The organism is Streptomyces sp. NBC_01451 (assembly GCF_036227485.1).
Lineage (GTDB): Bacteria > Actinomycetota > Actinomycetes > Streptomycetales > Streptomycetaceae > Streptomyces.
In genome coordinates this window covers 10,239,957-10,266,650 of the sequence record NZ_CP109479.1, presented here as the reverse complement: position 1 = coordinate 10,266,650, position 26,694 = coordinate 10,239,957, and the positions used below count along the sequence as shown (strand labels likewise).

Sequence of the window (26,694 nt, the reverse complement as noted above, 5' to 3'; positions counted from 1 at the left end):
CCATAGCGCTTCGCGCTATGCAAGCGAACAACCGTGCTGCGCACGATTGTTACGCCCCCGCTCCGCGTGAGCGCCAAGACCCTCACTGCGTGAGGCTCCATCAACTTGCCTGCTCCGCAGGCGAGTTGGGCTCGTTCCGCTGCGCTCCACGAGCCGCGACCGCGATGCGGCCGGCGCCTCGCGCGGGCCCGATCCGGGGCCTCCGCTGCGCTCCAGCCCCAACAGTCCACGCCCCACGGGGAACCGTAGGGAAAAGCGGCAACAGTAAGGGAGGTGAGGTGACGGAGTGTCGGGCCGGTAGCGGGATCCAAGGGCGGTGATTCGTTCGAGTGATGGCCAGTTGGCTAAAGTGCTTCACTTTAAAGTACTAGATAGACTCTGGACTCAGCAGGGAGAACAAATTTCGCGAGGAATAGCAACTCACATTCCGACTGCCGCTTTCCAAAGGAAGCTCAGATGCGGAATTCTAAATTGGGCGCGCGGAGGTATCAGGAGCCAAACGCCCCCCGGGTCGGAGGGCGGAACCGACCTCCGGCACCAGCCCCTCCTCGTTGCTACTCGATCTAGCTCGATTCGATTTCACTGCGTGTAGCATTGCGAGCCCCATTAAGCTCACCCTCTACCCAACGGAGTCCTATTCGGGTCTGCGGAATGAGATGATAGAATTCAACATTCCGTTGTTTCATTTGTGATCTAACCTCGTCGTGAGCAGCATAAACGATTATTGATCCGCCCGGGTTCAAAGATGCGGGAAGGGAGGCAGACCGCGCCGAATCTATGCTGGCTCCCCACTCAATATCCAAGTAGTGATAAAACTCCTCTCGCCACTTCTTTCGGTAGCGCAGTCTGACCTCCTGAATGTCGACCGCTTGCCGTCCTCGATTAGCAACAGTGATTGCGTAGGCGCCTTGGAAAGCGGGGTCTGACCAACTCCCAGATCCGTGCCGAATCTCTTCAAGCTGTACTTGGATTCGAGGCCCTGATTGAAGCCAAGAAACTATTTGCCAGCCAAGCGCCAGCGTTGCAACGACTAACGCGAGCCCGGCAATGAGTGGAGTTGTCATTCTAGAATGCTAGCAAAAAAATTTAAGATCTTTGTCGAAATGAGCCGGAAGAGGAAGTATCGCCGCTCTTGAAACCGGGGAGTTTCGCGAAGTTGCCACCCTCTCACTGGCAGCCAGGACAAGTTCTCCGCTCAACAAGTGCAACGCTCAGGCGAAAGATCGGATGAAGATGACAGTGAAGGAACTCCGCCCCCACCAGCGAGAGGCCGTGGGCGCCGTGCTGCGTGCGCTCGACCTACCTGCTCGCTCACTGGTGCCCGAGCAGGGTCTTCGTACGCAGGTACTCATGGCCACTGGGTCCGGCAAAACGCTGGTAGCCACCCACAGCGCGGAAGAGCTCCACGCGGGCCGTGTTCTGGTGATCGTGCCCTCGCTGGATCTGCTCGCCCAAACCGAGGCCGCGTGGCGTGAGGGAGGCCGCAGGGGCCCGATGATCGGGGTCTCGTCCCTGCGGGGTGAGGAGGTGTCCTTCCCCAACACCACGGACGTGGACGAGCTGGTGGAGTGGACGAGGGGCCTGGACAAGGTCACCGTGTACGCCACGTACGCCTCGCTCGGTCTGGGCACGCTGGAGCGGGCGCACGCCGCCGGCCTTTCGGCCTGGGATCTGATCGTCGTGGACGAGGCGCACCGGTGTTCGGGCCGGATCGGGAAGCCGTGGGCGGTCGTGCACGACAACCAGAAGATCCCGTCCCTGCGCCGGCTGTACATGACGGCCACGCCCCGGGTGTGGCAGCTCGGGGACGAGGACCAGGACAGCGCGCCCGGCGAACTGGTGGCGAGCATGGAAGACGACCCCAACTCCCCCTTCGGCAGCCGGTGTTTCAGCCTGACGCTGTCGGAGGCGATCGACCGGGGGATCTGTGCGCCGTACCAGGTGGTGTGTGTGGACATCACCGACACGCAGTTCCAGGCCGCCATGCTGCTGGGTGCCGAGGGCCGTTCTGACGAGATGCGCGGTGCGCGTCTCGCTGCTCTGCAGACGGCGTTGGTGAAGGCGTCAGCGGAAGAGGCCTTCAAGCGCACGCTCACGTTCCATCACGTCGTGAAGGAGGCCGAAGCCTTCTCCACCGGGGTCCCGGACGTGGCGGCGCAGCTGCATGACGACGATCCGGAGTTGTACCCGTCGACGGTGTGGGCGGACTGGCTGTGCGGCGATCACAAGCCGCTGCACCGTCGGCGGGTGCTCGGGGAGTTCGCCGACCTCATCGCCACCGACGGCACGGTGGCGGAGAAGGCGTTCCTCAGCTCGGTGAAGGTGCTGGGCGAGGGCGTCGACACCCGGAACTGTGACTCCGTGTACTTCGCCGACGTGCGCGGCTCGATGCCCGATCTGGTCCAGGCCGTGGGCCGGGCGCTGCGGATGCAGCCGGGCGAGGGCAAGATGGCCAGCTTGGTCGTGCCGGTGCTCCTGGGTCCTGGGGAGACGGCGGACAACATGCTCACGAGCCGGGCGTTCGGCGGGCTGGCGAAGCTGCTGGAGGCGCTGCGGGCGCACGACGCCCGGATCGTGGAGCAGCTCGCTGAGCAGCAGGCCCCGAGCCGCTACAAGCCCGTCCAGAAGGACGCCAAGGCCAGGCAGGGCGGCGAGAACGGGTCCGGTGGTCCGTCAGCTCCGGCGAAGGCGCTGTTGAAGTTCTCCACGCCGCGTGACCCGGCCGCGCTGGCCGCGTTCATCAACCTGCGGGTCCTCAACCCCGAGCACGAGCACTGGCGGCGCGGCATCGAGGCCGCCGTGCTGTACGCGGGCGAGGCCGGCGATCTGAAGGTGCCGTTCACGTACCGGGTGCCGAAGGGGCCCGAGGCAGTGGCGACGGGATGGCCGGCCTCGCTGGCCAACTTCCCCCTGGGGCAGTGGATCGCAGACGCCCGGCGTTTCTACGCCCGTGGGGACATGGACACCGACCGCGTCCAGCAGCTGGAGAAGCTGGGCATGGTGTGGTCGCACTTCGACGTCGCCTGGGAGGAAGGTCTGTCCGCCGCCCGTGGGTGGGCTGCCGAGAACGGGCACCTCCTGGCCCCGCTGGACGCCACCCACCAGGGCGCGAAGGTAGGCATCTGGCTCAAGAACGCCCGGGCTGCTACCCGGAAGGCTGCCGAGATCGAACGGCGGCGTGCCGAAGGGCTGCCTGTCGGTTCAGTTGCCGGCGCACTGTCGGAGGACCGGCGCGAGCAGCTGGAGGAGATCGACGCCTCGTGGTGCCCGGCCTGGCCCGTGGAATGGCAACGCGCCTTCCACCTCACCCGCCTACACCTGGACGAAGGCGGCGTACTGCCGACCGAGCCGGGTGACGTCCTGCGCCAGGGTGAGGACCTCGGGCGGTGGGTGCGCGCCCAGCGCCTGGGCTGGGACAAGCTCACCGCCGTGCAGCAGTGGATGTGTGAGCAGGTCCTCGGGATCGAGCCCGCGACCGAGGACGAGAAGCCCAAGGCGCGCCGTACCCAGGCCGACAAGTGGACCGCCAACCTGGCCGCCGCCACCCAGTACTACGAGCGTGAAGGCCATCTGATCGTCCCCCGCAAGCACATGGAGACAGTGCTCTCCGAAGAGGGATGGGAACTGCAGTTCCGCCTTGGAGCCTGGATCAGCAACCAGCGCTCCCGCGCGGCGACGCTCTCGCAGGAGCGGATCGAACAGTTGTCCTCGATCAGCATGCGCTGGACGTAGCGCCGCGTCACAAGACCCGCCGATTCCCCCATAACTCTGGTGTAGGGCACCAACTGCCTCTTCGGGGCCCGGGCCAAGTGTTCGGGCCTCTGGCATGCCCGCAACTTTCTCTCCGGCCGCTGCTGTCCGTGCTCCGTTCCGGCACCAGGGGGTGAAGTCCGTTACGCACGACGGCACGAGACGGCCGCTCAGTTCGCACCGTGGTCGAAAGGGTGCCGGGGCAATGCCAAGGGATATCTGTGCGACGCTGGTTCTACACCTCACACAGGTACGCCACCTGGTGAGGGCGGGCCGTCCGCGCGGCTTCCCCACGCGGACGATGCCACCACAGGTGTCCGCCACCCAGCCCGCTCTCACATCGCGGAGAACCGCGTGAAGATCCCTACGCCCATAGCTGCTGTCGGCTCCGGCCTGGGCACCACCGCCGTCGGCATGCCCTGGCCGATTGTGGTCCTGTGTGTCTGCGCCAACATGGTCCCGTCCGTCCTCGACTATCTGGCTCACCGGTACCGAACGCGGCGCCAGTTCGACTTCGCGGACAAGCTTCTGGAGACGACGAGCAGTCTCCCGGTGCGGAACCGTGCCGAGCTGACCCGCGATCTCACCCAGGTCGTCGCCCAGAACTCCTGCACGACTTCACCGGCCGGCCCGGACGGGCCTGCCCCAACTCCACTCACCGTCCTCGACAACCCGCCATGACTGATTGACCGCCGTGGCCGGGCGGGACAGGACCCGCTGGCCGCCCCCGCTCGGGCACCCCGCACCCCCCGCACCCCTCGGTCCCCTACGAGTGCAGTGGTTTAATGCCCTGTCGGTACGCCCCTCTCTCCGGGCCTCGGAGCAGGTTGAGGTAGGCGCGGCGCGGGCCAGGTGGGATCCCAGCGCCAGTCGCCCCAGGTGCCGACGTCCGCGAAGGGACCGGAGCGCTCCTCGATCATCGCGAGGACCTGGGTGCGGGCGTCGTCCACGGCCTGGTGCTCGGGGTCGGTGATGATGCCGAGCCGTCGCACGTGCGCGTACTCGTCTTCGTCCTTCCACTGCCACAGGCTCAGGTCGGGGTCGACGACCAGGTCCACGGTCAGGTCGAAGGTGTCGAACCCGTCCGTCCTGCGACAGGTGGGGTGTTCGAAGTTCACATACCAGTTCCGCATCCCGGCGAGTGTGTAGAAGGCGTTGATGCTGAACCATGCGGTCGGCGGCTTCCACAGCAGCAGCTCGGTTTCCTGCCACCGCCTGTCCTCGAGTTCCCACTCCCCCGCCGCTATCGCCTCGAACGCCTCCGTACTCACCGAACGGTCCCCGTCGGAACGGGCCTTGGCATACAGGGCGGGCCAGCGGGCCTCCGCTCCCGGCACACAAGCGGTCACCAGAGCCTCACCCGTGTCGGAGACGACACGCAGCGCCTGCTCGCTCCACACCCGCCCACTGCGGTACACGTCGCGCCGTACGACCGTCTGCCCCGTCTCGAAGCCGCGCACCCGGTTCCTCCTCCGTCCCGGCCGGGGCCCCTCGCACAGCAGCTCCAGCGTGGTCGCCACCATCAGAAGGGTGGCTCGTCGGCGTACCCGCCCGTCGACGGGGCGGATGAAGGCGGGGTGGTGGCCCACGGGTCATCCGGATTCGCCTGCGAGGGAGTGCCGCCCCACCCTCCGGTCGTTGCAGGCGGAGTACCGCCCCACCCTCCAGACGACCGCGACGGCGGAACCGCTGACGGGGTGGGAGGTAGCTCGGGCTGGACCTCGTCGATGTCGTCGTAGAGGAGCTGACGCAAGTGCTGCCGACAGGTGGTCGGATCGCCGTCATCGTTCCAGTCGCCGGGCTCCTGCCATCGCCTGCGGTCCGGATCCTGATTGCCCATCTCGCACAGGGCGCGCAGGACCGCGTCGACCCGCTCCCACCTGGCGATCGACTCTCCGCGCAGAAGCCGACGGATCGTCTCCCGGCTGACGGGAAAGGCATCGGTCATGGACCGGGTGGTCGCCGCGACGCGGGCGAGTGTAGGACGGCCGGCTTCGGTGTAGTGGAAGAACAGCTCTGCCACGAATGCTCGCCTGGTTCCGGGAGGCAGTTCGTCAGGACCGGGCATGCGCATCATCTGAGGCATCCGCCAACTCTGGCACGTCCAGGCCTCCTTCGACCTGTAAAAACCCGTACTGGCTAGGCATGACACCCCATATAGGCATGTGATGCCCCGTGTTGGGGTCATGAGGACTTGCAGTAACTCGCTTTGATGTCGTTTCAACTCGGGTGGACTTGTTTCGACAACTAGCTGTTTCCGCTGGTCAGAGCATGTTCGGAGGTGGTTTTGTTGCTCTCGTCCACCCCACGAGACCTCAAAAATCTCAAGGAGTGGACAACGGCACAGTCGTCGCCGGAAACGGCGACGGCCCCCTGGGGCACAGGGAGCCGTCTGCAGAAGACCGAACATCCCCAATGAAGGAGAAGCCCATGTCCAAGCCCGAGAGTAAGGGCAACAGCCCGGACCCGGAACCCCTCCCACCCCGGTGGATCCGGCGAGCCCGGCGGCTGCGGAACGAGGCAGGGCTGCACCTGCTCCGAGGCGCCGCCACCGCGGTCGGCGGCGCCGTCGTCGCGTACGGCGGCCTCTGGATCCAGTCGCGCTGACAACGGCCGGACAGACCCGAGCATGGCCGGCGGCAGCCTGTGCGGTCGTCGGCCCCCGAATGGTGGCCCTCAGCCTCCCAGAGCAGGGACCGCGTAGACCGGCTGCCCGGCGGCCAGCTCCGGCCCGCTACGGCCCGGCTGTCAAAACCCCTTTCGGTGGCCGGGCTTTCATCTGTCCGGGCGGTAATGCCGCAGAACCCGCACCGGTCCGTCGCTCGGCCCGGCAGACTGCCGCCATGCCCCGCACCAAGCAGACCGTGCAGTCCTACCCGCCCGGCAGGAAGTGGACCTGGTCCAGCCACCAGAGCGGCCACACCTGGACTGAGGAACTGGTCCTCTACCCCGAGGTGGACGGCAGCAGCATGTCGGACGACTACCTGCCCGATGAGGCCACCGCCACGGAGTTGTGGCGTACGTGGGTGGACCGGTACGCCGTCACCTACCACCCGGAGGATCCGGATCGATACCGGCTGGGTGAGGTGCCGATCTACTGGTCCGTCACCCTGCCCACGGTGACCGGGGTGTTCGAAGCGGCCCCACACACGGCCAGCGTGCTGTCCGAGGACTTCCTCACCCACTACACGCACCCCACCGCCGCCGACACCGGGGAGCGGCTGAACTGGGCGCGGCTGCCGGTCCTGGACCGCAGGTGGAATGCCACTGTGGCGGACAAAGGCGGCTTCATCCAGGAGGCCACCGGGTGGAAGCCGGCCGCGCTGCAACCGACGATGGACTATCTCCGTATCGGGGCAGCAGCCGGCCTGTACGTCCCCGATGTGTCCTGACCGGAGCCGACGGCCTTCAGGGAAGCCCATTGAGCGAGCAGCGTTCCGCTGATCCGGGCAAGTTGTACACGTGCAGCCGGCAGGCGTCCGCCGTGTCCCCACGGAGGAGTTCGGGGACGTCGGGCACTGCGGTATCGGGGGCACAGCGTGTCGGCCCGCGCTGCCGTACCCGTGGTGCGGGGCCAACGACCCGCATGTGAAACCGGGGCCGCCCGTTGTCCCGTGTACACGATCCGGTCGCCCGTACGGGAACCTGGGGAAGCCCTTGGATCAGGTGCTCACCTCGGTGATGGCGTCCGCGATCAGGACGGGCAGGTGGTTGATCGCCCGTTCCAAGAGCCGCTCGATCGGGACCGTGTGCGGGCTGGCATCGACGTTGATGTGCTTGCCCCAGGCCGCGGGCTCGTAGCGGGCAAGCATGGACAGCGTGTACAGCACGGCCCACCAGGCCATCAGCGGGTGTAGATCCCGCTTCATCGAGCCCAGGACCGGCAGGAAATACCGGCCCCCGGCGTAGCCGCGGGCCAAGGCCCTCAGGTGGGCCTGCCGCTCGGCCATGGTCGCCATCCCGTCGAACCCCGTGCCCACGCCCTCTGGTATCAGCCAGTTCATCGACAGCTGGCCTCCACCGTGGTCGTAACGGACGTAGTTCGGAAGCGCCGCCGCTCCCACATTCGAGTAGCTCTCGTGCTGGGCGACAGCCGGGTACGCAGTCAGAAAGTCGGCCAGCGCCTCACGGGTGCCGGCCTTGACGATCCGGTCGGGAATGTTGCACACGAACACGCTGAGCAAGGAGTGGTCGCCTTCGTCGACGCTGGCCTCGCTTGTGTGCAGCGGGGTGAGCCGGTCCCTGCTGGTGAGCGGGTAGTTGAGGTTCGGGGGCAGCAGGTCCCAGACGTCCTCCAGGCGCAGCGGGTCCATCTCCCACACCGGTGAGTCGAGGACCTTGCTGACCTTCACGAAGCTGCCCTGGGTGCCGGGAAGATCGGTGCGGATCTCGATGTCGGGGAACGGCTCGTGGAACGTCTTGCTCGTAATCCCGTGGGTGTTGAGGCGCCAGTCCTCGCCCTTAAGAGACCAGGCGGCGGCCGTGATGGCGCGGCCAGCCTGGCTGAGGCCGTAGAAGGTCAGGATCGGGCTCGTGGCCGGTCCCACGACGGCGGCGGCACGGAACAGCTGCTGAGCCTGTTCCAGGGCTGCCGAGTACGTCTTGCGGCGGGAGCCGGTATTGGCTCGGGCCGGCGGATTGGAGCGGCTGGCCCGCAGCCGCTCCCACGCCTCATCGGCGTCGAAATCGCTGTACATGGCCACGGACGCTACTGGCTTCCGGGTTGACCGCGCGGGTGAATTTGTGGGGATCACACGAGGTCCAGCACAGTCGGCAGGATCAGAGGGTAGCCAGCGCACTGATGAAGGACTGGAGCCAATCGAGATCGGCCTGCACCGCAGGCCCCTTGATTGCCTCACGCTTGATGCGCTGAGGCCTCTCGAGCCTCGTCAGGTCTCCCTCATGAACGATCATGTTGCGACGAAAGGAAATCTCATCAAGGCGTGCCTTGAGGTCCGCCGGCTTGGCAGCGGGCTGCATAGCGGCGGCCAGATTCCGCCAGACGTCCTTCTTGTCCAGCAGCTTCAGACCCTTCTCGATCTGGCCGGACCCCTGGAAGGTCATGGTCAGCAACTGCTCGTTCAGTGCGTTGCGGGCCTGCACCTGCGGCCGGTTCGCGATGCCGTTCTTGCGGGCCGCCACGGAGCCGTCTGCCATGGCGAGCATCTTGCCGAACGTGACGGGGACCTTCCTAAGTTCCTTGGGGAGGGGATGGGCGAAGGACACACTGCGGATCGCCCAGTGCATGTAGGTGTCCAAGGCAGCGACACCGAGGGCGAGCGACGTCCGCCGAATGTCCTCACGGACCAGATCTGCCAGGTTTGGCGCGTCGAGAGCGAGCAGGCCCCGGGCTCGAGCGAGTACGTCGTTGGCGGCATCGAGCGCGGTCATGGGCATAGGCCGATCCTAGAGCGCAACTATGTTGGCAACTCGGTCAGCAGACGCGTAGAAAGGCGGCAGCCGGTCCGATCACACCGGGCCCGAACTTGTCGCGGACCCGGGCGGACGTTCTGTTGAGCTGCCGGACATCCCGGGGGCTGGCGATGAGCTTGAGGACTACGTCGCCGCGCTGTTCCAGGCTTCGGGTCACTACGTGGAGAAGCAGATCGTGGAGTCTGATCCCGCGGACCTCCTGGAGCTCGACATCGTCACCACGGACTACGCGCATGAAGAGGCCGCGCGACGGCTGGTCGAGGTCAAGGGCGGGGGCTGGGGCTGGGGCTACACCGAACTCTTCAAGGTCGTCGGCTGGATGCGGTACCTGAAGATTCCTCGTAGCGCCTTCTTCATCACCCGGTGGGACGATCGAGCGACCGCGCCACGTCGAATGGCGCCGTTGGGGCTGGACGTCGTCTGCTTCGAGGACTTCAACACCGCTCCGGAGCACTTCACCGAGAAGGGCTTCGGAACGTTCACAGAGCCAGAACTTATCGATCTGTGGCGTCACTCCTACGGCGTCGAGCGCAAGTTCGTCAAGTTCATCCATAGGAAGGCCAAGGCGGGTGGCGAGGGGGCCCGGTCGGCAAAGACCTACCACCGGCAGATCAACAACGGCACCTTCTTCGCGCGGGCCCCGGAAGAGTCCCTGGCGATGTTGTACGAGGCGTACGGCGAGCACCCGAAGCTGACCCGCGGCTACGCCGATGAACTCGATGGAGGGACGTTCGACCCGCAGTCGGAAACTGCCAGCAGCGTGAGCTACAAGAGCATGCTTGAGGGGAAGCGCCCTGAACTACAGGCCTGCGCGTACCTTGAGCACCGCGCCCGGCTGTCGATCTTGAAGTCGGCCGTCGACTACGCGCTTGCGCATCCGGACGGCGCGCCGGAGTTCAGAATGTCGGAGGACCGAAATGTTTTCATCTTCCAAGGGCTGACCTATCACACTCTGCCAGCGACGTTCCACAGCGGCATGGCCTGGCTGGGTGAACAACCGAACTTCTGTCGCTACGCGACCTTCTGGCAGCAGTTGCTCTGGGGGTGGGGCGGGTTCTACCTCGATGATCGGGAAGAGCAGGAGTTCGAGTGGATGTCGAGGTACTCCGGCATCCCGGCCGATGAGATCCCGACGGCGCTTGAGGCATTCGACCGCTTCTTCCCCATCCCCGGCGGCTGGTTCGTTACGGCCGGGGAGACCGACGTTCGCATGGTCAAGATGGTGCCCTGGATCTTCCAGGGGATCGGCGCCCACCACCGCCGTGTTCAGTACAAGCTGAGCAAGGAGTCCGGTTTCCCTGAGCTGAACCCGAGCTCCCGATACACCAGCAGCGACCTCGCCAAGCACGTCAACTGCACCGTCGACTTCCTGCTCGATCAGTAGGACGCCAAGCGGTGAAGCCGACAACGAACGAGGGCAGGTCGTCGCGGGCAGGACAGCATCGGGGTTCTTGGTGGAAGGGATCCGGTGTGACGTGGACACCGCCGGAGCCGATGCTGAGCACTCCCGTACCCAAGCCTGATCTGTTGCCGGGCTGGGCGGGCGAGCAGAAGTGGGATGGGTTCCGGGCGTTGGTCTCCGTGGATGCGGGCCGGGCGGTGCTGCGCTCCAGGCGCGGCACCGAGATGAGTCCGGCGTGTCCGGAGGTCGTAGCCGGGGCCGTGCAGCTGCCGGACGCGACCGCGCTGGACGGCGTTATGTGACCTGATGCTGTGTCTCAGGTCGGGATGTCTCGCTGGGCTCCGGAGCGGCTGCCTGAGGGTGGCTACTGGATGTCGCTGGGGGAATCGATGATTTGGCCGTCATCGTCGGTGGTCTGTTCGACGTCGGCGCTGCGGGCGGAGACGGGGGACCCGGTGATGGTTCCGCCCCGGGTCGCGGTCTGTTCGATAACGGCTCCGTCGCGGCCGGTAGCTCCAGATGCCTCGATGCGGCCGTTGTGGTCGGCACGGATGCGGTGCCGGGACCGGCTGGTGGGCGGGCCGCTGGCGAGTGCCAGGAGCGCCAGCCAGGCTCCGGCTGCGGCGAGAACGGCCAGGGCTGCGGCCCAGGTCCAACTCCACTGATCAGTGATCTGGTTGGTGACCACGCCGGTCGCGATCGTGGTGAGGGCGCCTCCGACTGCCACGGTCTTCTGCATCGTTGTCGCCATGGTGGCCTTCCGCCTCGTGCCGTCGCCGTCGAGCTGTCAGAAGGTCGCTCTCCTGACGGTTCACCCTCTGCAGCGTCTGGCTTTATGTCAGATTAGCGGCGTAGGAGCTGTTCGGGTGGAGAGATGCGCGGTCGGGGTGAGCATGGGGGATGTCGGGGAGCTATTCACCGACCGTGAGGCAGCGCTGAGGGCTGTTGACGCCCTGGTGGCCGAAGGCGGTACAGGACGGATCCTGATGCTGACGGGTGTATCGGGGATGGGCAAGTCCACCGTGCTGGCTCGCCTGGTTGCGCGGCCGCCGGACCGCTGGGCGTGCGCGGTGGTCGACGCCGAAGTGCTGGTGTCGGGGATGGTGGTACGGGCCGAGGGCGGGGAGGAGGCCGCGCTAGAGCTGCTGCGCCTGGTCGGTGGCCGGTTGGCCGAGGTGGCGCCGTGGTGGCGCAGGCGCTGGCTGCGGCGGAAGGCGGCGGCGATCGGTGGCGTGCGGCCGTGGCGGGTCAATGTGCGGCAATGGGCCGGGTTCGGTGGCAGTATCAGCCACTCCCCTGTGCAGGTGTCCGCCGGTGCCCTCACGCAGGGCGAGCGGCGCGGGCAGTGGACCGGCCAGTTGGCGGAGGTGGCCCGCGCTGTGCGGCGGCGCCAGCTGGTGCTGCTGGTCGACACCAGCGAGCTGCTGGCCTACTTCGACGACGTCACCGCCGAGCAACCCCGCCCCGGGCGCCCCTACGGTGTCGCCAGTTGGTTCGTCACCGTCCTTGAGGAGTTGCTGGACCAGATGCCGGGACTTCGTGTGGTGCTTGCTGGCACCACCGCCCCCGCGTCGGTCGCAGCCGACAACCGTGACTGCGGCCGGATCGTCCGGGTGGAGCTGGAGCCGTGGGCGCCCGAGGACACCGGCAGGTACCTCGCCCGCCGTGGCCTGTCCGTCGATGCCCAGGCCGCAGTGGCGGTGACTGGTGCTGCGGGAGGGCTTCCCGTCGAGATCAGCTGGCTCATGGACATCCTCACCGGACAGCTCACCGACGGCCACGACCCGGCGTCTTCGTTCGGAGAGCTGGTCGCCGGCCTGGCCGAGCGGGCAGGTCCGGCTCGCAGGGCATGGCTGCGCAGCCACGTACTGGAGCGGATCAGCGACGGCACCTTGCACCTGCTGCACGCCGCCGCCGTCCTGGAAGTATTCACCCCTGACGCCCTGCTGGCCGTGGCACGCGACGGCGACTCGAACGGTGCGGCGAACAGGGAGGCCTTCGCCCGCCTAGAGCACAGCTCCTACATCCGTTCCCTGGACGCAGGTGCCGGTCAGTGGCGGGTGCACACCGTTCTGCGCGGCTGGCTCCTGGAGGCCGCGCGCGATCACGACGCACGGCAACCGCTGCCCGAACGCATCCTTCCGGCCCTGCACCGCGCGGCCGCCGAGTACCACGAAGCCCTCGCCACAAACGACCGGTGGTCCTTGCGCGCTGCCCACCACCGCTTCGCCACCGGCGATAACCGGCACAGTGCCGTGTGGACCGCCCACCTGACCCGCGCACTGGGCACCCAACCACTGGACACTCTGCGGATCCAGGAGCTGGCCGACGCCGCCCTAGTAGGACTCCGTTAGGTTGCTCTGGCTCTTGGGTTTGGGCTGGTGGCGGAGGTTCTGGGCAGGGGGCGGTGGCAGGTGGTGCAGGTGCCGGTCCAGCAGTTCAGCAGGTCCTGGATGGTGTCGAGGATCTGGTAGAGGGTGAGTCCGCTGTATCGGCTTTTGGGGCCAGGCGCTGTTCGGTGAGGAAGGCGTGGGCGGCGGTGACCAGGGTGACGTGGTGGTGCCACCCTGCCCAGGAACGTCCTTCGAAGTGGTCCAGGCCGAGGCCGTGCTTGAGTTCCCGGTAGTCGTGCTCGATGCGCCAGCGGATCTTGGCGAGGCGGACCAGTTCGGCCACCGGGGTGCCGGCGGGCAGGTTCGACAGCCAGTAGTCGGTGGGTGCTTCGGCGCCTTCGGGCCATTCGGCCAGCAGCGTGACCTCGGGCAGGACACCGTCCCACGAGCCCTCCTGCGCGCTCGCGGCGGCCTGGGCCAGACGGCGGGCCCTGACTCCGGCCGGCCGCACCCGCAGTGCCAGGAAGCGTGAGCGCATCGGTCCGCGGGAGCCTTCCCGCCAGGTCACCTCGGTGAACGCCTCGCGCCCGTGACCAGCGGCCAGAACGGACACGGAGGACGGCTTGTCCCGGTAGCGGGGCTGCGGCTTGCGGCCGTTGCCCGACCACGGCGGCGTGACCGGCTCGGCGTCGCAGCAGTGGACGGTGACATCCGAACGGACTGCCACGACATATCCGATGCCCCGGCTGTCCAGGCCGTCGCGGAAGTCGGCGTTCTGCCCGTAGCCGGCGTCGGCCACCACCACCGGCGGCACCAGACCCCACCCGGCCAGCTCATCGAGGGTGTCCAGGGCCAGGCGCCACTTCTCCCGGTGCCCGACCTCATCGGGCACCTGGCAGCGACGCCGGCGTTCGGTATCGCTGTCCCACTCCTTCGGCAGGAACAGCCGCCACTGAAGCGGGACGGAGGCGGTATCGGTGACCGCGTGCACGCTGACCGCCACCTGACAGTTCGCCTGTTTGCCCAGGGCCCCGCAGTACTGATGGGCCACGGCGACCGACATCTTCCCGTCCTTGGGAAACGACACGTCGTCGATGGCCCAGGCATCCGGGCCGATCAGCGGCACTATCCGCTGCGCGATCCGCCGCCGCACCGGCACCGGATCCCAGGTCGACTGGTTCACGAACTGCTGCAGGTTCTGCTCGTTGCCGTCCGGCAGCCGCGCAGCCATGGCCTGGATGGACTTGCGGCGGCCGTCCACCATCAGTCCCCGCAGATAACAGTCACCCTTGGCCCGCTGGTCCTTCCGCGGCACCGAAGAGAACACATCAGCCACGAACAACGCCAACTTCGCCCGAGCACGGTTCACTTCATGTGCGTCCACACACCCACCATGCCGCTGAACACCACCGACAGAAAGACCTAACGGAGTCCTACTAGCCGTCCCTGACCCCTCGGACACGCTGTCCGCGGTCTTCGCGGACGCTCACCTCGCCACCAGCCTGCTGGACTTCCATCGCGCCCAATATCTCTCCGCGCAACACCACGCCGAACAGGCTCTCGCCCTCTATGGGTCCCTTGACGGCTACAGTGAGGCGGTCCACACAGCGGCTCGCCTCGCCGGCCACGCCGCCTGGAAGCGGCCCCGCTACCAGGACTCCGTCACCCACTGGACCACCGCAACCACACCGCACACGCACGGGTCAGACGCGTTGGAGGGAACTCAGTGTGGAACAACCGCCAGAGGCGACAGCTATGCGCTCCGGGCGGCTCTCGCTGAAGCGGTGCTGGCAACCGGCGACGCACCCCGGGCCCGCACACTCATCGCAGCACTCCCCGCGGCATCTCCCGCTGCCCAGCTCGGCCCCATCACGAACGAGGCCCTCGGCGAGGTGGGCACTGGCACGCTCGCAGCCGCAGTCGCGGAGGCGCTGTCCGCGTACTTGCTGCCCGGCGCCCTGCCTGGCGACATGCTCCTCCTGCGTACCCGTACCGCTTACGCTCTGGACGACCACGACGAGGCTGCCGCCTATGCTCTCCACGTCCTGGAGCAGTCGAAGACCAGCGACCATCACACAGCCCTCGCTCACAACGTCCTAGCCCTCATCGCTTACAACTCCTGGGATTTAGAGCAGGCCCGCCAACACATTCGCCAAGGCCTCACCGCAGCCCGCCGCTGCCCCGACCAGAGTTGTCTGGTCCGACTTCTTCTGACCGATGCCGACCTCGCCGACCGCCGCTCAATGTGGGCACTACCGGGCATCAAACGTCAGTCGCCCATTCCACAGGTCACTGTTGCTGCGACACCCGCCGCGCCGACGACCAGCATGTCTCTCACACAGCGCACCGAATCAGCCCACCAGCGCGAACTCGCCGCCAGGCAACGTACCGCTGCGGAGAGTCTCGCCACTCAGCTCAACGACTCTCAGTTGCACGCACAGGCCATCGCTGCCCGTGATCCAGTAGCCGCCCTCACCGTCTACCGTGCTATTGGCGACCTGCATGGGGAAGCCGCCGCCCTGGGGTTGATGGCGGATGTCGCTGGCGAACGCGGCGACCTCGACCAGGTCGAGGAACTCGCCAACCAGGCCCTCACCCTCTACCGCACGCTCGGCAACCGGCGCAGAGAAGCCGACACCCAGGAGACCCTGGCAAGCGCCGCTTATCTGCGCAACGACCCAGACCGGGTCGAGGAACTCGCCAACCAGGCCCTCACCCTCTACCGCACGCTCGGCAACCGGCGCGGAGAAGCCAACGTCCTGGGGCTCCTCGCAGACGCCGCCCTCCAGCGCACCGACCTCAACAGGGTCGAGGAACTCGCCAACCAGGCCCTCACCCTCTACCGCACTCTCGGCAACCGGCGCGGAGAAGCCAACACCCTTGGGGTCCTGGCGAGCGCCGCCCTCCAGCGCACCGACCCCGACCTGGTCGAGGAACTCGCCAACCAGGCCCTCGCTCTCCACCGCGTCCTCGGCAACCGGCGTGAAGAAGCCAACACCCTTGGAATCCTGGCGGACGCCGCCCGCCAGCGCGGCGTCCCCAGCCTCGTCGAGGAACTCGCCAACCAGGCCCTCGCTCTCCACCGCACTCTCGGCAACCGGCGCGGAGAAGCCACCGCCCTGCATCTCCTGGCGGACGCCGCCCGCCAGCGCGGCGATACGAGGACCGCGCGCCACACCCTCGCAGAGGCAGCCGCGCTGTACGAGCAGATCGGGATGGTCCAGCAGGCGGCTTCATGCCGCCAGGAGCTACAACGGTGGTGACACAGGAGATGCACAACTCCGCCCGCTACATGGGCTTGGCATGAGACACGAGCGGCAACTCACATAGACGGCGAGCTGATCGTTTGGGACGCCGCGGGCCGCCTCGCGTTCGAGCGGCTGCAGAACCGGCTTGCCCGGCGCGGGGCCGGGGCGGCCCTGGCGGCAGAGGAGTGGCCGGCCCACTTCGTCGCCTTCGACATCCTGGCCCACCCTGCGGCAGGCCTCCCCGACCTGCGGCCGCGTCCGTACTCGGAGCGGCGCCAGGTCCTCCTGGACGTGCTCGCCGACGTCGGTCCGCCGATCGTGCCGGTGTGGTCGACCACCGACCGGGACGGGGCCCTGCTCTGGTACGAGGCGCTCGAAGGGACCGGTGCGGAGGGGATCGTGGCGAAGCCGCTCCGGTCGGCGTACAGGGCGGGCCGCGTGTGGTCAAAGATCAGACACGCGGACACGGTCGACGCCACCGTGGTCGGTTTCACCGGCACCCCCCGGCATCCGAAGGCGCTCGCCGTACGGCTGCCTGACGGACGCATCGCGCTGTCCCAGCGGCTGACCACGGCGCTCGCCTCCGTCGTCGCCCCGCACCTGGTCCCCCAGTCCGGGCGGGCGGTCCCGACGGCCGGCGACTCCTACACCCCCGCCACCGGTGATGTGGTGGTGGAGGTCGTGGCGGGCACGACCCGGCACGCGGTCGTGACCGTGGTCCGGCTGCGCTGACCGGTGACCATGTGGATCGGCAGCCGAGGGAAACTCTGATCGGGGGGAGAGGGCTACTTGGCAGAATCCGGTGTGTGGGAACAGCACAGCACACATCGCGGCAGCACCTCGTATCCCAGGTCCTGCTCAAAGAGTTCACGATGCCCGAGCCGAAGGACAGTAGCCAGCAGCTGCTCCCGTTCGACCTGCACAACCCCGGACACGTACACAAGCGGATGCCCCCCAGCCGATGCGGCTGGGTCGAGAACTTCGTCGCCGTCGACTCCCCATTCATCGAAGCACTGTGGAACAACGTGGAGAGGCGCGTACGTGCGGCGCTTGCCGCCGTGCACGCCGGCACTCCGTTCGCCGACCCGCTTCACGTGGACGTGCTGCGCGACCTCATCGTGCTCCACAACGTCCGGTCGCTCCACTACCGCGATGTGCATACCGACTCGGTCGAGCGGGCCCGAACGCACCTGGTCGCCAAGGTGATCACCCAGTATCCGGAGCAGCTGCGCCTCGAGGCACTGCGCGAGACGGGCCTGTACCTGTCCGGCCCGGCTGCCCTGGGCGCCTTCGCCGAACGTCTCATCGAACGGTCCCCGACTATGCGCGACCGCGAGAGCGGCAAGCTCTTCCGCACCAGCATCGAGGACACCTTCCACAAAATGCGGGACCTGGCGTCGACGCGGCGGCTGGAGGTGATCACGCCCGAGACGGGCCAGTTCCTGATCGGCGACAACCCGGCCCTGACCCTGTCCATGAAGGGAAGCCGCACCATGTACGGCATGGCGTTCCTTGACGCCCAGACCCTCGTACTTCCCATCGGCCCACGGCACATGCTGTCCTTGGGCGCCGAGGACGTCATGCTCACCGCTTCCCAGTCCTTCGTCGACCGCCTCAACGCCCTGCAGATCCACGCCGCCCACCGCTACGTCTACATGCACCCCGCGAGCGGCCTGGAACCGTTCGTGGAACGACGTGCACAGCGACGACTGGCCGGAGACCGGACCACCTGACAGGCGATCGTCATTGCTGTACCTCTGCGAGGGCCAGCGGCGGCGTGTCAGCCTGCGCATCCGAGCCGACCGGCTGATTCAAGTCCAGGTAGCAGCGCAGCCGTACACCGGGCTGGCCGACGTCGTGCGTCGTGCGCTCCGCTGACGACGTCGCCCACCGGTCGGCGAGCAGCTGCTGGAAGGCGAGCGCGGTGGCGTCGTCGGCGGCTGCGACGTCGACGACGACCAAGCCGGGCCTGCTGACGTGTACCTCGTTGATCGGGTCCATGTACGCCACTACGCCCGGATGTCCGGGAAGGTTCCGGCGGCCCGGCGCCTTCACCCGACCGGGTAGTACCGGGCACGACAGCCACGGACCGGTGCCAGCGACACTGGACGATCAGCCAGATACGAGAACGGCCTGGCTGACGCGCATGAACTCCAGGTAGGCGAGCTTCATCTCCTGCCCGTCCTCAGCCACCATCTCCGCCCAGTCCGCGCGCATAGTATCTGCGGGCCGGTCTGCCAGTTCCTCGCTCGCGAACCGGAGCGTGCTCACGAACCGCTCTGTCATGCGCCGCAGGGTGCCACCCGCGAGCTGGACGGAGTCAGGCCCCAAGAGCGCCAAGTGGCTGCACGCGGTGAGGAGTTTGAACAAGGCTTCCGCGTAGGCCTGCAACGACGCCTCATCCAGCACCGTGCCCGCTTCGAGCTGCTCACGCCGCCGGATGGACTCGACATTGAAGACGGCGTACATGTCCATCACCTGCAGACATGCCTTCTGCCGCTCCTGACGAACCCATTGCTCTTGTGCCAGAGCAGCCTGGTCGCGAACCTGAGCCCGTACGGCGGCCGCGTTCACCTCTGCGCCGATCCGAGCCCCACGTACTGCGGCACGCCCACCAGCAAGAGCACCGACGACCGCGCCAACAAGCCCGGCGATGCCTGCGACAACCGCTGCCCACCCTTGATCCACGCGTTCGAACCTGTCAGAGGCCCGGGGCCCCAGGAGGCGTTTCACCTAACACTGGCCGCATCACTATCAGCGCGGTGGCCACTTCCAGCCGTGGAGGTCAGGGGCTGGGGCCGCCCCCGCCCGCCGCGCCCCAGCCTCCGAGGAAGCTGGACAGGGCGCGGCGTTGCTGATCCTCGCGAGCAACCTCTTCGGTATCCATCCCCAGACCGCGCACCGGTGGGCTCTGTTCGCGCAGGACAGCTGGGCGGACTACCTCGCGGCCTGCGAAGCCACTACCGAATAGCACAGGGCCCGGAGGGCCGACGCACAGTTGCAGAAGCAGGCTGACATCGGTTCAGGGCACCAGGCGTAGCAGGGCGGCGGTCATGGCGATCAGCGTCTCGGCCTGCTCTCGGGTGTAGGTGAAGGTCTTGGTGACCGCGTCCGCGTGCACCGCGCCGCTTGCCTGGTCGTCGATGGCGGAGCGAATGATTGCCCATCGTTCGTCCTGAGCGCGCTGCTTTCTGTCCTTCGCAAACCCGGGCCAGTTCCACCCGCAGTGCAGTTCGATGTACTCCAGCGCCTGACGCACTTTGAGGATCGCTGCGTCGATCTCTTCCGGGCCGCCGCCGAGTTGGCGTTGGGCAGCGCGCAGGAGGATCACGGCCTCCTGCCGGGGGTCGTCCTCGGCGGGAAAGGGCACTGCCATCTCCACTGCCAGCGACTTGCCCAGTCCGGCCAGTTGGTCGCGCCAGCGGCTGGCCGCGACCGAGATGTAAAGCGTGGACTGCCCGGCGCCCGGGTACAGGCCGGCCGCTGCCTGCGGCAGCACTGCTTCAATTTCCAGCTTGAGGTTCAGATCATTGGACCGGCCCTGTTCGAGGGCGATCACCTGGGCGCTGGTAAGGAGGTAGCGCAAGGTCGCGTGACGTACCTCTCCCGGGGTGAAGGGGAGGTGGCAGACGGCTGAGCCGAGCCAGTCGTTGTGGCCGCCAGCCGATACGGCAAACAGGTTCGTGGGCAGGATCATCAGCCGTCCGGCCTTCTCCGGCTGCGGGGTCTGGACCGCGAGCGTCAGCTTGAGACTGTGGGTGCCCGCCGCTTTCTCGATCGTCAGACTGTTGTCGACGAGGGACACCGCCGCTGTCCCCAGTTCGGTGTCGAACCCGATCCGATCCATCCCAACATCCTTCCGTGCAGTCCGTAGTGCCCCGATTGTGACTGCCCGTTCGGTTGTCCGCCGCACGTTTTTGCGCGATCCGGCACAATGCCCGTACGCCCCGGGGCATGGTCGACAGCCTCTGGGAGTATCGAGGCTGGTCGGATCGCCTCTCAGGCTTGCAGGAGGACCTCATGGCGAACTCGTCCCAGCGTGGCCGGAACCTGGTCAGCCTGTACCTGTTCATCGACACCAACACCCTGATCGGCGCCCTCCACCGGAACACCGCAGCCGATGAGGCGGCCAGGGAGTTGTTCCGTCTCTGGGAGACGGGTTGGATCGGGTTGGCGCGCACGGACACGATGGACACGGAGCGCTTCGAGGGCCAGGACGCCGAGACCCGGGCCCAGCGAGAGGAAGAGGCCGCTGATCTCCCTGAAGCCCTCGGCCCGTTTGTCTTCGATCATTCCCGCTTCGATGCCTCGGTGTTCGCTTCCGGCGAGGACACGACCCGCGTCGAAGACGTCTTCGCGATCGTCTTCCCGACGAAGGTCGTGTCGACAGCGAGGAAGAACGAGGTCCGCGACGCCATGCACGTGGCCACAGCAGCCCGCTACGGGGGCCACGCGTTCGTCACCAACGACGGGGCCCTACTCAGGAAGGACCGTGAGATCGCCGAGCTGCTGGGCATAAGAGTCTGGTCCCCTGAGCAGGCGCTGACGGAAGTCAAGAGCAGGGTGGTGGCCCGCCGTCGGCTCCATGAACTCGAACCCGACAGAGGGCCGTTGCCTGCCGACTAGTTGTGCTATCCCACGAGGGCGCTGATCACCACAGTTGTCTTGTCGCCGCGGTGGCCTGCCGCGTCCGGTTGAGCGGTGCCTCGGAGCCAGGCCGCCCCCGGAGCCGAGGGCGGTCGCGTCGTCGGCTGCGGCAATGTCGACGACCAGCTGGCCCGCTTCCGCCACGTGTACTTCCTGGATCGGATCCATGCCCGGCATGACGATCCGGCAGACGCCGGGGTTCCGGCAGCCGGGTGGATTCATCCCAACGAGTACGGCCCCGGATCGCGGTCTCGCCCTGTCCGCGTGCGACCGGGTCAGGAGCGTGCGGTAGGTGTGGCTGGCAGCAGTGCCGCGGCCTCGCGGACGGTGGTCTGGAGAGAGTCGTGGACACTCACGTCCGGCCGGGCGTGCCGCAGTTGTTCCAGGACGTCCGGGCGGCGCGGGATATGGGTGCTGACGCACTGCCCTGGGCCGAACGGGAAGCACGTGACACCGCGAGAGAAGTCCAAGGGCTCAGGGCACGCGACGCATAGTCCAGAGTCGGGGGAACCGTAGTGACCTGGAATGCACGGCCGAGGTGCGCCCAGGCCATTGGTGTCCGTCCGTGGCGCACGGGGCCGGATACGACATTCTCAGGTGGCCGATCGGCAGCCAGGTCGGGAGAACTGGTGGCAGAGGGTGGGTGACGAGCGGATGATGCGCGTCTATGGGGATGCGGGGGCGCTGGGGCGTCCGGGTAGCGATCACGTTGTGCGTGACGGCCGGGGTGTGGCTGCTGGTGACGGCGCTGCGCGACGGGTGGGGTGGCGCGGACCCTTTGGCAAGTGTGTTCGACTCCGTGGCGGGGCTGGCCGCTTTGGTGCTCTCTCTGCGGGCAGTTCCCGCGCCCCGGCCACTCGTGGCCCGGCCGGCTCCGCCGGAGGTACCGGAATGGTGGGTGGACCGGGACGAGGCCGACGCGGTCATCCGGGCGGTGCGTGACAGCACCCGCCGGTGGCGGGGCGGCGGGTCGGTGGCGATTACGGCTGGGCTGCACGGGGCGGGCGGATTCGGCAAGACCACTCTGGCGAAGTACGTTGCCGCGCAGCGGTCGGTACAACGGCGCTTCCCTGGCGGCGTTCATCTGATCACGATCGGGCGGGACGTACGGGGGCGTGCGGCCGTTGCCGCGAAGGTCGCCGAGGAGACCCGCCTGATCACCGGCGACACCGTCGAGACCGGCTCGGACCCCGAGCGTGCCGGAGACCGCCTCGGCGGCTTGCTCGCGCAGCGCCCCCGCACCCTCCTGGTGATCGACGACGTGTGGGAGTACGAGCAGCTTGCCCCGTTTCTCCGCGGAGCCCAACGGTCATGCGTGCGGCTAGTCACCACCCGCAGATCCGACGTACTTCCTGCTGGGGCAGTTCGGATCGAAGTCGACCGCATGGCCGAACAACAGGCTCGGCGTCTGCTCGCCCACCGCCTGCCCGTCCTGCCCCGACGGGATGTGATGGAGGCTCTGGTGGAGGCGACCGGGCGGTGGGCTCTGCTGCTGGGCATCGCCAACAAGTTCATCGCCGAACAGACGGCAACCGGCGCCGACCCCACAACGGCGGCGAGAACGCTCCTGGAACGGCTGCGCGCCGGCGGGCCAGCCGTTCAGGATCCCGAGGCCACGCTCGATCTCAATGATCCCGACCGCCGCAACACCGCCGTCAGCGCCAGCATCAAGGCTGCCACCACTCTCCTCCAACCCGGTGACGCCGAGGACCGCTTCACCGAACTCGGTGTCTTCGCCGAGGACGAGGCAGTGCCCATGGTTCTGGTGACAGCCCTCTGGGGGGCCACCAGCGGCCGGGACGAAGCGGCCACGCGGTCGCTGTGCAAACAGATGGCCGACCTGTCCCTCCTCCAGATCGACACCACAGTGCCCGGCGGATCCCTCACCCTCCACGACGTCATCCGCGACTACCTGCGTGCCCAGCTCGGCACTAATGGACTACAGGCCGCCAACACCGTCCTGCTCGATGCCCTCGCCCCGAGCCTGCCACCCACCGACGATGGCGTGGCGTGGTGGCAGACCACTATCGGCTATCTCCAGGACCATCTCATCGAGCATCTCCTTGATGCCGGACGCACGACTCAGGCTCAAACAACAGCGGGAGACTTCCGGTGGATGCGCGCCCGACTGCATCAGCGCGGTCCCACTGCACCCTGGCGCGACCTCGACCGCATCGGCCTCCCTGCCCGCACGCTGGCCCGGCAACTGGCTTGCGCCGCCCACCTGCTGGCCCCGACCGACCCGCCCCACGCCCTCGACGCGATCTTGCGCAGTCGCATCACCGACGCCCCCCCACTGGCCCACCGCTCCACTGCCCGCAGGGCCACCTGGCCTCATCAACCGCTGGCCGCCCCCAGACCTGCCCCACCCTGCCCTGCTCCGCACCCTGACCGGCCACACCGACATGGTGAATGCGGTGGCCTTCAGCCCCGACAGCACCCGGCTCGTTACCGCCAGCAATGATCGGACCGTGCGGATCTGGGACCCGGCCACCGGACGAGAACTCCGCACCCTGACCGGCCACACCAACGGAGTGAATGCGGTGGCCTTCAGCCCCAACAGCACCTGGCTCGCCACCGCGGCCTTCGACTGGACCGTGCGGATCTGGGACCCCACCACCGGACGAGAACTCCGCACCCTGACCGGCCACACCAACGGAGTGAATGCGGTGGCCTTCAGCCCCAACAGCACCTGGCTCGCCACCGCGGCCTTCGACTGGACCGTGCGGATCTGGGACCCCACCACCGGACGAGAACTCCGCACCCTGACCGGCCACACCAACGGAGTGAATGCGGTGGCCTTCAGCCCCAACAGCACCTGGCTCGCCACCGCCAGCAACGATGGAACCGTGCGGATCTGGGACCCCACCATCCTTGAGGTGCTGCAGACGCCCCGCGCCCGAACCGGCCCCGCACATTCGATGGCGTTCAGCCCCGACGGCACCTGGCTCGCCACCGCCAGCTTCGATCAGACCGTGCGGATGTGCGACCCGGCCACCGGACGAGAACTCCGCACCCTGACCGGCCACACCGACGGCGTGAATTCGGTGGCCTTCAGCCCCGACGGCACATGGCTCGCCACCACCAGCAACGATCGGACCGTGCGGATCTGGGACCCCACCACCGGACGAGAACTCCACACGCTGACCAGCAACACCGACACGGTGAATGCGTTGGCGTTCAGCCCCGACAGCACCCGGCTCGCCACCGCCGCCTTCAACGGAACTGTGCGGATCTGGGACCCGGCCACCGGCCGAGAACTCCGCACCCTGACCGGCCACACCGACATGGTGAATTCGTTGGCGTTCAGCCCCGATGGCGCCTGGCTCGCCACCGCCAGCTTCGATCGGACCGTGCGGATCTGGGACCCCACCACCGGCACCGCCTCACGCACCCTGACTGGCCACACCGACGGCGTGAATTCGGTGGCCTTCAGCCCCGACGGCACATGGCTCGCCACCGCCAGCTTCGATCGGACCGTGCGGATCTGGGACCCGGCCACCAGCCGAGAACTCCGCACCCTGATCAGCCACACCAACGTAATGAATTCGGTGGCCTTCAGCCCCGACAGCGCCTGGCTCGCCACCACCAGCTACGACGGCACCGTACAGGTCTGGAGCCCCGACACAGGCTTGGTGCTGACCATGATTCGCACTGACAGCCACTTGTTCTGTTGTTCCTGGACTCCCGACGGGCGTGCACTGCTTGTGGGCGGAGTGGAAGGGCTTTTTGGTTACAACCTTTACCCGGGCTCCCCTGCCGGGTGATCCACCGCGCCTTCGGTACGCGGGCGTATCGGCCCTCACTAGGCTCTCAGCCTGCGTACCGAAACTCTGGCGGATAGCGAGGCGGCACAGCCACCGACTCACATGGCTGCGCTATTCGCACCTCTTCATTCCTTTGGTTCTGATGTGCGATGTCCGTGCCGCCGGAGGTCCCGCTCAGGCTCGGAGTTCGGTTCGAAGCAACCATCGGGGTCGAGTCCAGGGAAGCCGACGACGGCGATCGCGTCCAGCAGTTCCCGTACGAGCGCCTGGGCATCGGGACTACCGGAAGGGTAGGCGCGCAGCACGGGGGCCAGCCTCCAGGCGCCGAGTTCCGGGTGCGGGCGCAGCATCTGCTCGATGGACTCGATACTCAGGACGCCGCCGGCGGCCAGGCCGTCCAGGCCTCTGTCGGTGCTCGCCTGTGCGGACAGGATCCGTGTCCGGTGTTCCTCGGTCGCCTCCGGCTTCCACCGGCCGTGCACGTAGTCGGCGGTCAGGGCGTCGGCCAGGAGCTGCAGTTCATCCGTCTCACCGGTCAGCGTACGAATTCAGGGAGCAGGCTGGGCTGCCGCCCCTGATCTCCGATGTTGTCCGCCAGCGCCCGCTCGCCTTGTGCGCGTTCGGCCGCCCGCGAGGAGGAGCCGCCCTCTCAGAGAACGGAGTCGTCAGGTCCTGCGTGGACGGGCTGCCCATACGTCGTCATTGGCGATCCCTGACCTGAGAGCCCGGCGCGCGTACCGCCTCGCCAAGAACGACGTCGGCTCAGCGGCCCGGTTCGCGGCGTGCAGGCTCGTGGTCAGTTCCTCAAGACGCTGGCGTGCCGTGTCGTACTCCAGCGTGGCCAGGTCAACGCAGAGCATCTGCTGACTGCCGTCCCGCACTTCGACGTAGGCGTTGCCGGACACAGTGCACTGCGCCGCGTGCTGGTCCGGGGCCAGCAGGCTCGTCGCCCCTCCGATGACCGCGGCCAGAAGGGCGCCCACACCGGCTATGCGCGCACCGATGACATCGGCTACGGCCGACACGCCTGCCGTGGCACCCACCGCGGCCGCCAGCACCGACAGCCAGCGATGTGTGTGGCGCCAGATCATGGAAGCTGCGAACTGATGGTGCGCACTGTGCAAGGCCCGCTCCCACAATCGTTCACACTCCCCCGCAATGGCGCGCACTTCATCGGGGATGTCCCAAAGATCAAAGGGGACGGGATGCCCATGCCGGTCCGCCTGTTCAGCCATGATCCCCCCGAGACGCGCGCAAGCCCTCTGCCGGTAGGTCGCAGTGTGACCGTCTGCCTGCTCTGCCACCAGCCCGCCCACCAACGCGGCAGGCCGTAGCCGGTCCGCGCCCATCAGGGACTGTCGCCGCCCCAGTCCCAGCGGGCCGGGTCGCCGGGGCGCGGGTCGTACAACGCCCTCCCACCGGGGCCGAAGTGCCCCAGCTCGGTCTGGAGGGAGACACCGGTGTCGATCTCATCCTGCCTCCAGCCGGTGATGTCGAGCAGCAGCCCGTCCAGCGGCCCGCCGACCAGTTCGGCGTAGGCGCGGCCGGGGCGGGGACCTGGGTGAGGGTCGTCTGCATCGTGACCGTAGACCCGGCCGCGCAGCAGCTGCTCGTCATCGCTGTCCATACCGTCCAGCCTCGCAGCCGCCACTGACAACGCAGTCTTGACGACTGACGTGTGAGTGGTCAGCCGTTGGCGAGGGCCGAAGCGCCCATGATCTCGAAGATCTGCGGGACTCGCGCCCACCATAAGAAGGGAGTTCAGCACAGCGACGCGAAGGACCCCTCGCACGGACCTTGGCGCGTGGTTCGGCGGTGGGGACCTGCTCGCGGCAGGGCCCGCACGCGGTGAGCGTGCTTGCCTCGTACGGCGGTGGCGGGCAGAACCCGCAGTCCGGGCCGTGGACACGCAGTACACGCACGACGGGTCGCGCCCGGTCCGCTCGGGTCCGAACTGCCAGTACTGCAAGGTGAGTTCCAGCCGCCACCGGTCTCCGCCTCAGTACGGGTCGCCGCTCGCGGTCACCGGCATGGGCAGGCACAGCGCCCCGGGCAGGCCAGGAAGGCTGGCAGCCATCAGATGCGTCCCGTACGGCAGCCCGTCGACATCGGCG

Annotated in this window: 25 protein-coding genes and 1 pseudogene; 13 read left to right on the top strand and 13 right to left on the bottom strand. The window is 67.5% G+C overall.

What is annotated here, in order from left to right:
* Positions 1–1,233: 1,233 nt before the first annotated feature.
* Both OG595_RS45235 and OG595_RS45230 read left to right on the top strand, forming a co-directional pair.
* Positions 1,234–3,732, top strand: coding sequence for a DEAD/DEAH box helicase (locus tag OG595_RS45235; RefSeq protein WP_329282540.1), 2,499 nt, complete (start codon positions 1,234–1,236; stop codon positions 3,730–3,732).
* A 372-nt stretch (positions 3,733–4,104) separates the two neighbouring features.
* On the top strand, positions 4,105–4,431 hold the full coding sequence (locus tag OG595_RS45230; RefSeq protein ID WP_329266502.1) for a hypothetical protein: 327 nt from the start codon (positions 4,105–4,107) through the stop codon (positions 4,429–4,431).
* Positions 4,432–4,532: 101 nt separating this feature from the next.
* Here the strand turns inward: OG595_RS45230 and OG595_RS45225 are convergent, their stop codons facing one another.
* Both OG595_RS45225 and OG595_RS45220 read right to left on the bottom strand, forming a co-directional pair.
* Positions 4,533–5,339, bottom strand: coding sequence for a DUF402 domain-containing protein (locus OG595_RS45225; RefSeq protein WP_329266504.1), 807 nt, complete (start codon positions 5,337–5,339; stop codon positions 4,533–4,535).
* Positions 5,273–5,773, bottom strand: a complete 501-nt coding sequence (locus OG595_RS45220) for a hypothetical protein (RefSeq protein ID WP_329266506.1) — start codon at positions 5,771–5,773, stop codon at positions 5,273–5,275. Before OG595_RS45220 ends, OG595_RS45225 begins: the two co-directional genes overlap by 67 nt.
* Before the next feature lie 407 nt (positions 5,774–6,180).
* Between OG595_RS45220 and OG595_RS45215 the strand changes: the two genes are divergently transcribed.
* Positions 6,181–6,357, top strand: coding sequence for a hypothetical protein (locus tag OG595_RS45215; protein ID WP_329266507.1), 177 nt, complete (start codon positions 6,181–6,183; stop codon positions 6,355–6,357).
* Between the two features lie 236 nt (positions 6,358–6,593).
* On the top strand, positions 6,594–7,142 hold the full coding sequence (locus tag OG595_RS45210) for a hypothetical protein (RefSeq protein WP_329266509.1): 549 nt from the start codon (positions 6,594–6,596) through the stop codon (positions 7,140–7,142).
* A 270-nt stretch (positions 7,143–7,412) separates the two neighbouring features.
* Here OG595_RS45210 and OG595_RS45205 read toward each other — a convergent pair whose 3' ends face one another.
* Positions 7,413–8,447 carry a YaaC family protein gene (locus tag OG595_RS45205; protein ID WP_329266511.1) on the bottom strand — a complete coding sequence of 345 codons (1,035 nt, stop codon included), beginning with the start codon at positions 8,445–8,447 and terminating at the stop codon, positions 7,413–7,415.
* Positions 8,448–8,529: 82 nt separating this feature from the next.
* A complete protein-coding gene (locus OG595_RS45200) occupies positions 8,530–9,147 on the bottom strand; it encodes a hypothetical protein (protein ID WP_329266513.1) in 618 nt (205 codons plus the stop codon).
* A 196-nt stretch (positions 9,148–9,343) separates the two neighbouring features.
* Here OG595_RS45200 and OG595_RS45195 point away from each other — a divergent pair, with 196 nt between their 5' ends.
* Both OG595_RS45195 and OG595_RS45190 read left to right on the top strand, forming a co-directional pair.
* Complete coding sequence (locus OG595_RS45195) at positions 9,344–10,567, top strand: hypothetical protein (RefSeq protein ID WP_329266515.1); 1,224 nt, start codon at positions 9,344–9,346, stop codon at positions 10,565–10,567.
* Between the two features lie 86 nt (positions 10,568–10,653).
* Positions 10,654–10,887, top strand: coding sequence for a hypothetical protein (locus tag OG595_RS45190; protein ID WP_329266517.1), 234 nt, complete (start codon positions 10,654–10,656; stop codon positions 10,885–10,887).
* Between the two features lie 62 nt (positions 10,888–10,949).
* Here the strand turns inward: OG595_RS45190 and OG595_RS45185 are convergent, their stop codons facing one another.
* The gene (locus OG595_RS45185) at positions 10,950–11,336 is read right to left on the bottom strand and encodes a hypothetical protein (protein ID WP_329266519.1); all 387 of its coding nucleotides are present in this window, start codon (positions 11,334–11,336) and stop codon (positions 10,950–10,952) included.
* Positions 11,337–11,571: 235 nt separating this feature from the next.
* On the opposite strand from OG595_RS45185, the gene OG595_RS45180 reads away from it, so the two are divergent.
* Positions 11,572–12,939 (top strand): hypothetical protein, encoded by a 1,368-nt coding sequence (locus tag OG595_RS45180; protein ID WP_329266521.1) that lies wholly within the window; start codon positions 11,572–11,574, stop codon positions 12,937–12,939.
* Positions 12,940–13,024: 85 nt separating this feature from the next.
* On the opposite strand, the gene OG595_RS45175 is transcribed toward OG595_RS45180, so the two are convergent.
* Positions 13,025–14,302, bottom strand: a complete 1,278-nt coding sequence (locus OG595_RS45175) for an IS701 family transposase (RefSeq protein ID WP_329266523.1) — start codon at positions 14,300–14,302, stop codon at positions 13,025–13,027.
* A gap of 400 nt (positions 14,303–14,702) precedes the next feature.
* Between OG595_RS45175 and OG595_RS45170 the strand changes: the two genes are divergently transcribed.
* From OG595_RS45170 to OG595_RS45160, 3 genes are all read left to right on the top strand, one after another.
* Complete coding sequence (locus tag OG595_RS45170) at positions 14,703–16,181, top strand: tetratricopeptide repeat protein (protein WP_329266525.1); 1,479 nt, start codon at positions 14,703–14,705, stop codon at positions 16,179–16,181.
* A 63-nt stretch (positions 16,182–16,244) separates the two neighbouring features.
* The gene (locus OG595_RS45165) at positions 16,245–16,898 is read left to right on the top strand and encodes an ATP-dependent DNA ligase (RefSeq protein WP_329282543.1); all 654 of its coding nucleotides are present in this window, start codon (positions 16,245–16,247) and stop codon (positions 16,896–16,898) included.
* An 11-nt stretch (positions 16,899–16,909) separates the two neighbouring features.
* A complete protein-coding gene (locus tag OG595_RS45160; protein ID WP_329282537.1) occupies positions 16,910–17,899 on the top strand; it encodes a DUF4238 domain-containing protein in 990 nt (329 codons plus the stop codon).
* Between the two features lie 10 nt (positions 17,900–17,909).
* Here OG595_RS45160 and OG595_RS45155 read toward each other — a convergent pair whose 3' ends face one another.
* The 3 genes from OG595_RS45155 to OG595_RS45145 all read right to left on the bottom strand — a co-directional run bounded on the left by OG595_RS45155 (position 17,910) and on the right by OG595_RS45145 (position 20,013).
* On the bottom strand, positions 17,910–18,167 hold the full coding sequence (locus OG595_RS45155; protein ID WP_329266529.1) for a DUF6207 family protein: 258 nt from the start codon (positions 18,165–18,167) through the stop codon (positions 17,910–17,912).
* A 111-nt stretch (positions 18,168–18,278) separates the two neighbouring features.
* Positions 18,279–18,635, bottom strand: coding sequence for a hypothetical protein (locus tag OG595_RS45150; RefSeq protein WP_329266531.1), 357 nt, complete (start codon positions 18,633–18,635; stop codon positions 18,279–18,281).
* A 553-nt stretch (positions 18,636–19,188) separates the two neighbouring features.
* Entirely contained in the window at positions 19,189–20,013 is an 825-nt protein-coding gene (locus OG595_RS45145) for a hypothetical protein (RefSeq protein ID WP_329266533.1), read from the bottom strand.
* A 173-nt stretch (positions 20,014–20,186) separates the two neighbouring features.
* On the opposite strand from OG595_RS45145, the gene OG595_RS45140 reads away from it, so the two are divergent.
* Positions 20,187–20,792 (top strand): type II toxin-antitoxin system VapC family toxin, encoded by a 606-nt coding sequence (locus tag OG595_RS45140; RefSeq protein WP_329266535.1) that lies wholly within the window; start codon positions 20,187–20,189, stop codon positions 20,790–20,792.
* A 90-nt stretch (positions 20,793–20,882) separates the two neighbouring features.
* Here OG595_RS45140 and OG595_RS45135 read toward each other — a convergent pair.
* A pseudogene (locus tag OG595_RS45135) lies at positions 20,883–20,981 on the bottom strand (DUF6207 family protein); the annotation flags it as partial.
* 547 nt (positions 20,982–21,528) lie between these two features.
* On the opposite strand from OG595_RS45135, the gene OG595_RS45130 reads away from it, so the two are divergent.
* Complete coding sequence (locus OG595_RS45130) at positions 21,529–23,277, top strand: NB-ARC domain-containing protein (protein WP_329266537.1); 1,749 nt, start codon at positions 21,529–21,531, stop codon at positions 23,275–23,277.
* A complete protein-coding gene (locus OG595_RS45125) occupies positions 23,231–24,580 on the top strand; it encodes a WD40 repeat domain-containing protein (protein WP_329266539.1) in 1,350 nt (449 codons plus the stop codon). The genes OG595_RS45130 and OG595_RS45125 overlap by 47 nt, the downstream gene beginning before the upstream one ends.
* Before the next feature lie 125 nt (positions 24,581–24,705).
* On the opposite strand, the gene OG595_RS45120 is transcribed toward OG595_RS45125, so the two are convergent.
* From OG595_RS45120 to OG595_RS45110, 3 genes are all read right to left on the bottom strand, one after another.
* On the bottom strand, positions 24,706–25,062 hold the full coding sequence (locus OG595_RS45120; protein WP_329266540.1) for a hypothetical protein: 357 nt from the start codon (positions 25,060–25,062) through the stop codon (positions 24,706–24,708).
* A gap of 183 nt (positions 25,063–25,245) precedes the next feature.
* Positions 25,246–25,815, bottom strand: coding sequence for an SLATT domain-containing protein (locus OG595_RS45115; protein ID WP_329266541.1), 570 nt, complete (start codon positions 25,813–25,815; stop codon positions 25,246–25,248).
* Between the two features lie 113 nt (positions 25,816–25,928).
* Complete coding sequence (locus OG595_RS45110) at positions 25,929–26,207, bottom strand: hypothetical protein (protein ID WP_329266542.1); 279 nt, start codon at positions 26,205–26,207, stop codon at positions 25,929–25,931.
* Positions 26,208–26,694: the final 487 nt, after the last annotated feature.

What these genes read in the sequence shown, in the direction of transcription:
- OG595_RS45235 (WP_329282540.1), top strand. Translation starts at nt 1,234, where the DNA reads ATGACAGTGAAGGAACTCCGCCCCCACCAGCGAGAGGCCGTGGGCGCC.
- OG595_RS45215 (WP_329266507.1), top strand. Translation starts at nt 6,181, where the DNA reads ATGTCCAAGCCCGAGAGTAAGGGCAACAGCCCGGACCCGGAACCCCTC.
- OG595_RS45210 (WP_329266509.1), top strand. Translation starts at nt 6,594, where the DNA reads ATGCCCCGCACCAAGCAGACCGTGCAGTCCTACCCGCCCGGCAGGAAG.
- OG595_RS45205 (WP_329266511.1), bottom strand. Translation starts at nt 8,447, where the DNA reads ATGTACAGCGATTTCGACGCCGATGAGGCGTGGGAGCGGCTGCGGGCC.
- OG595_RS45200 (WP_329266513.1), bottom strand. Translation starts at nt 9,147, where the DNA reads ATGCCCATGACCGCGCTCGATGCCGCCAACGACGTACTCGCTCGAGCC.
- OG595_RS45185 (WP_329266519.1), bottom strand. Translation starts at nt 11,336, where the DNA reads ATGGCGACAACGATGCAGAAGACCGTGGCAGTCGGAGGCGCCCTCACC.
- OG595_RS45180 (WP_329266521.1), top strand. Translation starts at nt 11,572, where the DNA reads ATGCTGACGGGTGTATCGGGGATGGGCAAGTCCACCGTGCTGGCTCGC.
- OG595_RS45155 (WP_329266529.1), bottom strand. Translation starts at nt 18,167, where the DNA reads ATGGACCCGATCAACGAGGTACACGTCAGCAGGCCCGGCTTGGTCGTC.
- OG595_RS45150 (WP_329266531.1), bottom strand. Translation starts at nt 18,635, where the DNA reads ATGTACGCCGTCTTCAATGTCGAGTCCATCCGGCGGCGTGAGCAGCTC.
- OG595_RS45145 (WP_329266533.1), bottom strand. Translation starts at nt 20,013, where the DNA reads ATGGATCGGATCGGGTTCGACACCGAACTGGGGACAGCGGCGGTGTCC.
- OG595_RS45140 (WP_329266535.1), top strand. Translation starts at nt 20,187, where the DNA reads ATGGCGAACTCGTCCCAGCGTGGCCGGAACCTGGTCAGCCTGTACCTG.
- OG595_RS45115 (WP_329266541.1), bottom strand. Translation starts at nt 25,815, where the DNA reads ATGGCTGAACAGGCGGACCGGCATGGGCATCCCGTCCCCTTTGATCTT.
- OG595_RS45110 (WP_329266542.1), bottom strand. Translation starts at nt 26,207, where the DNA reads ATGGACAGCGATGACGAGCAGCTGCTGCGCGGCCGGGTCTACGGTCAC.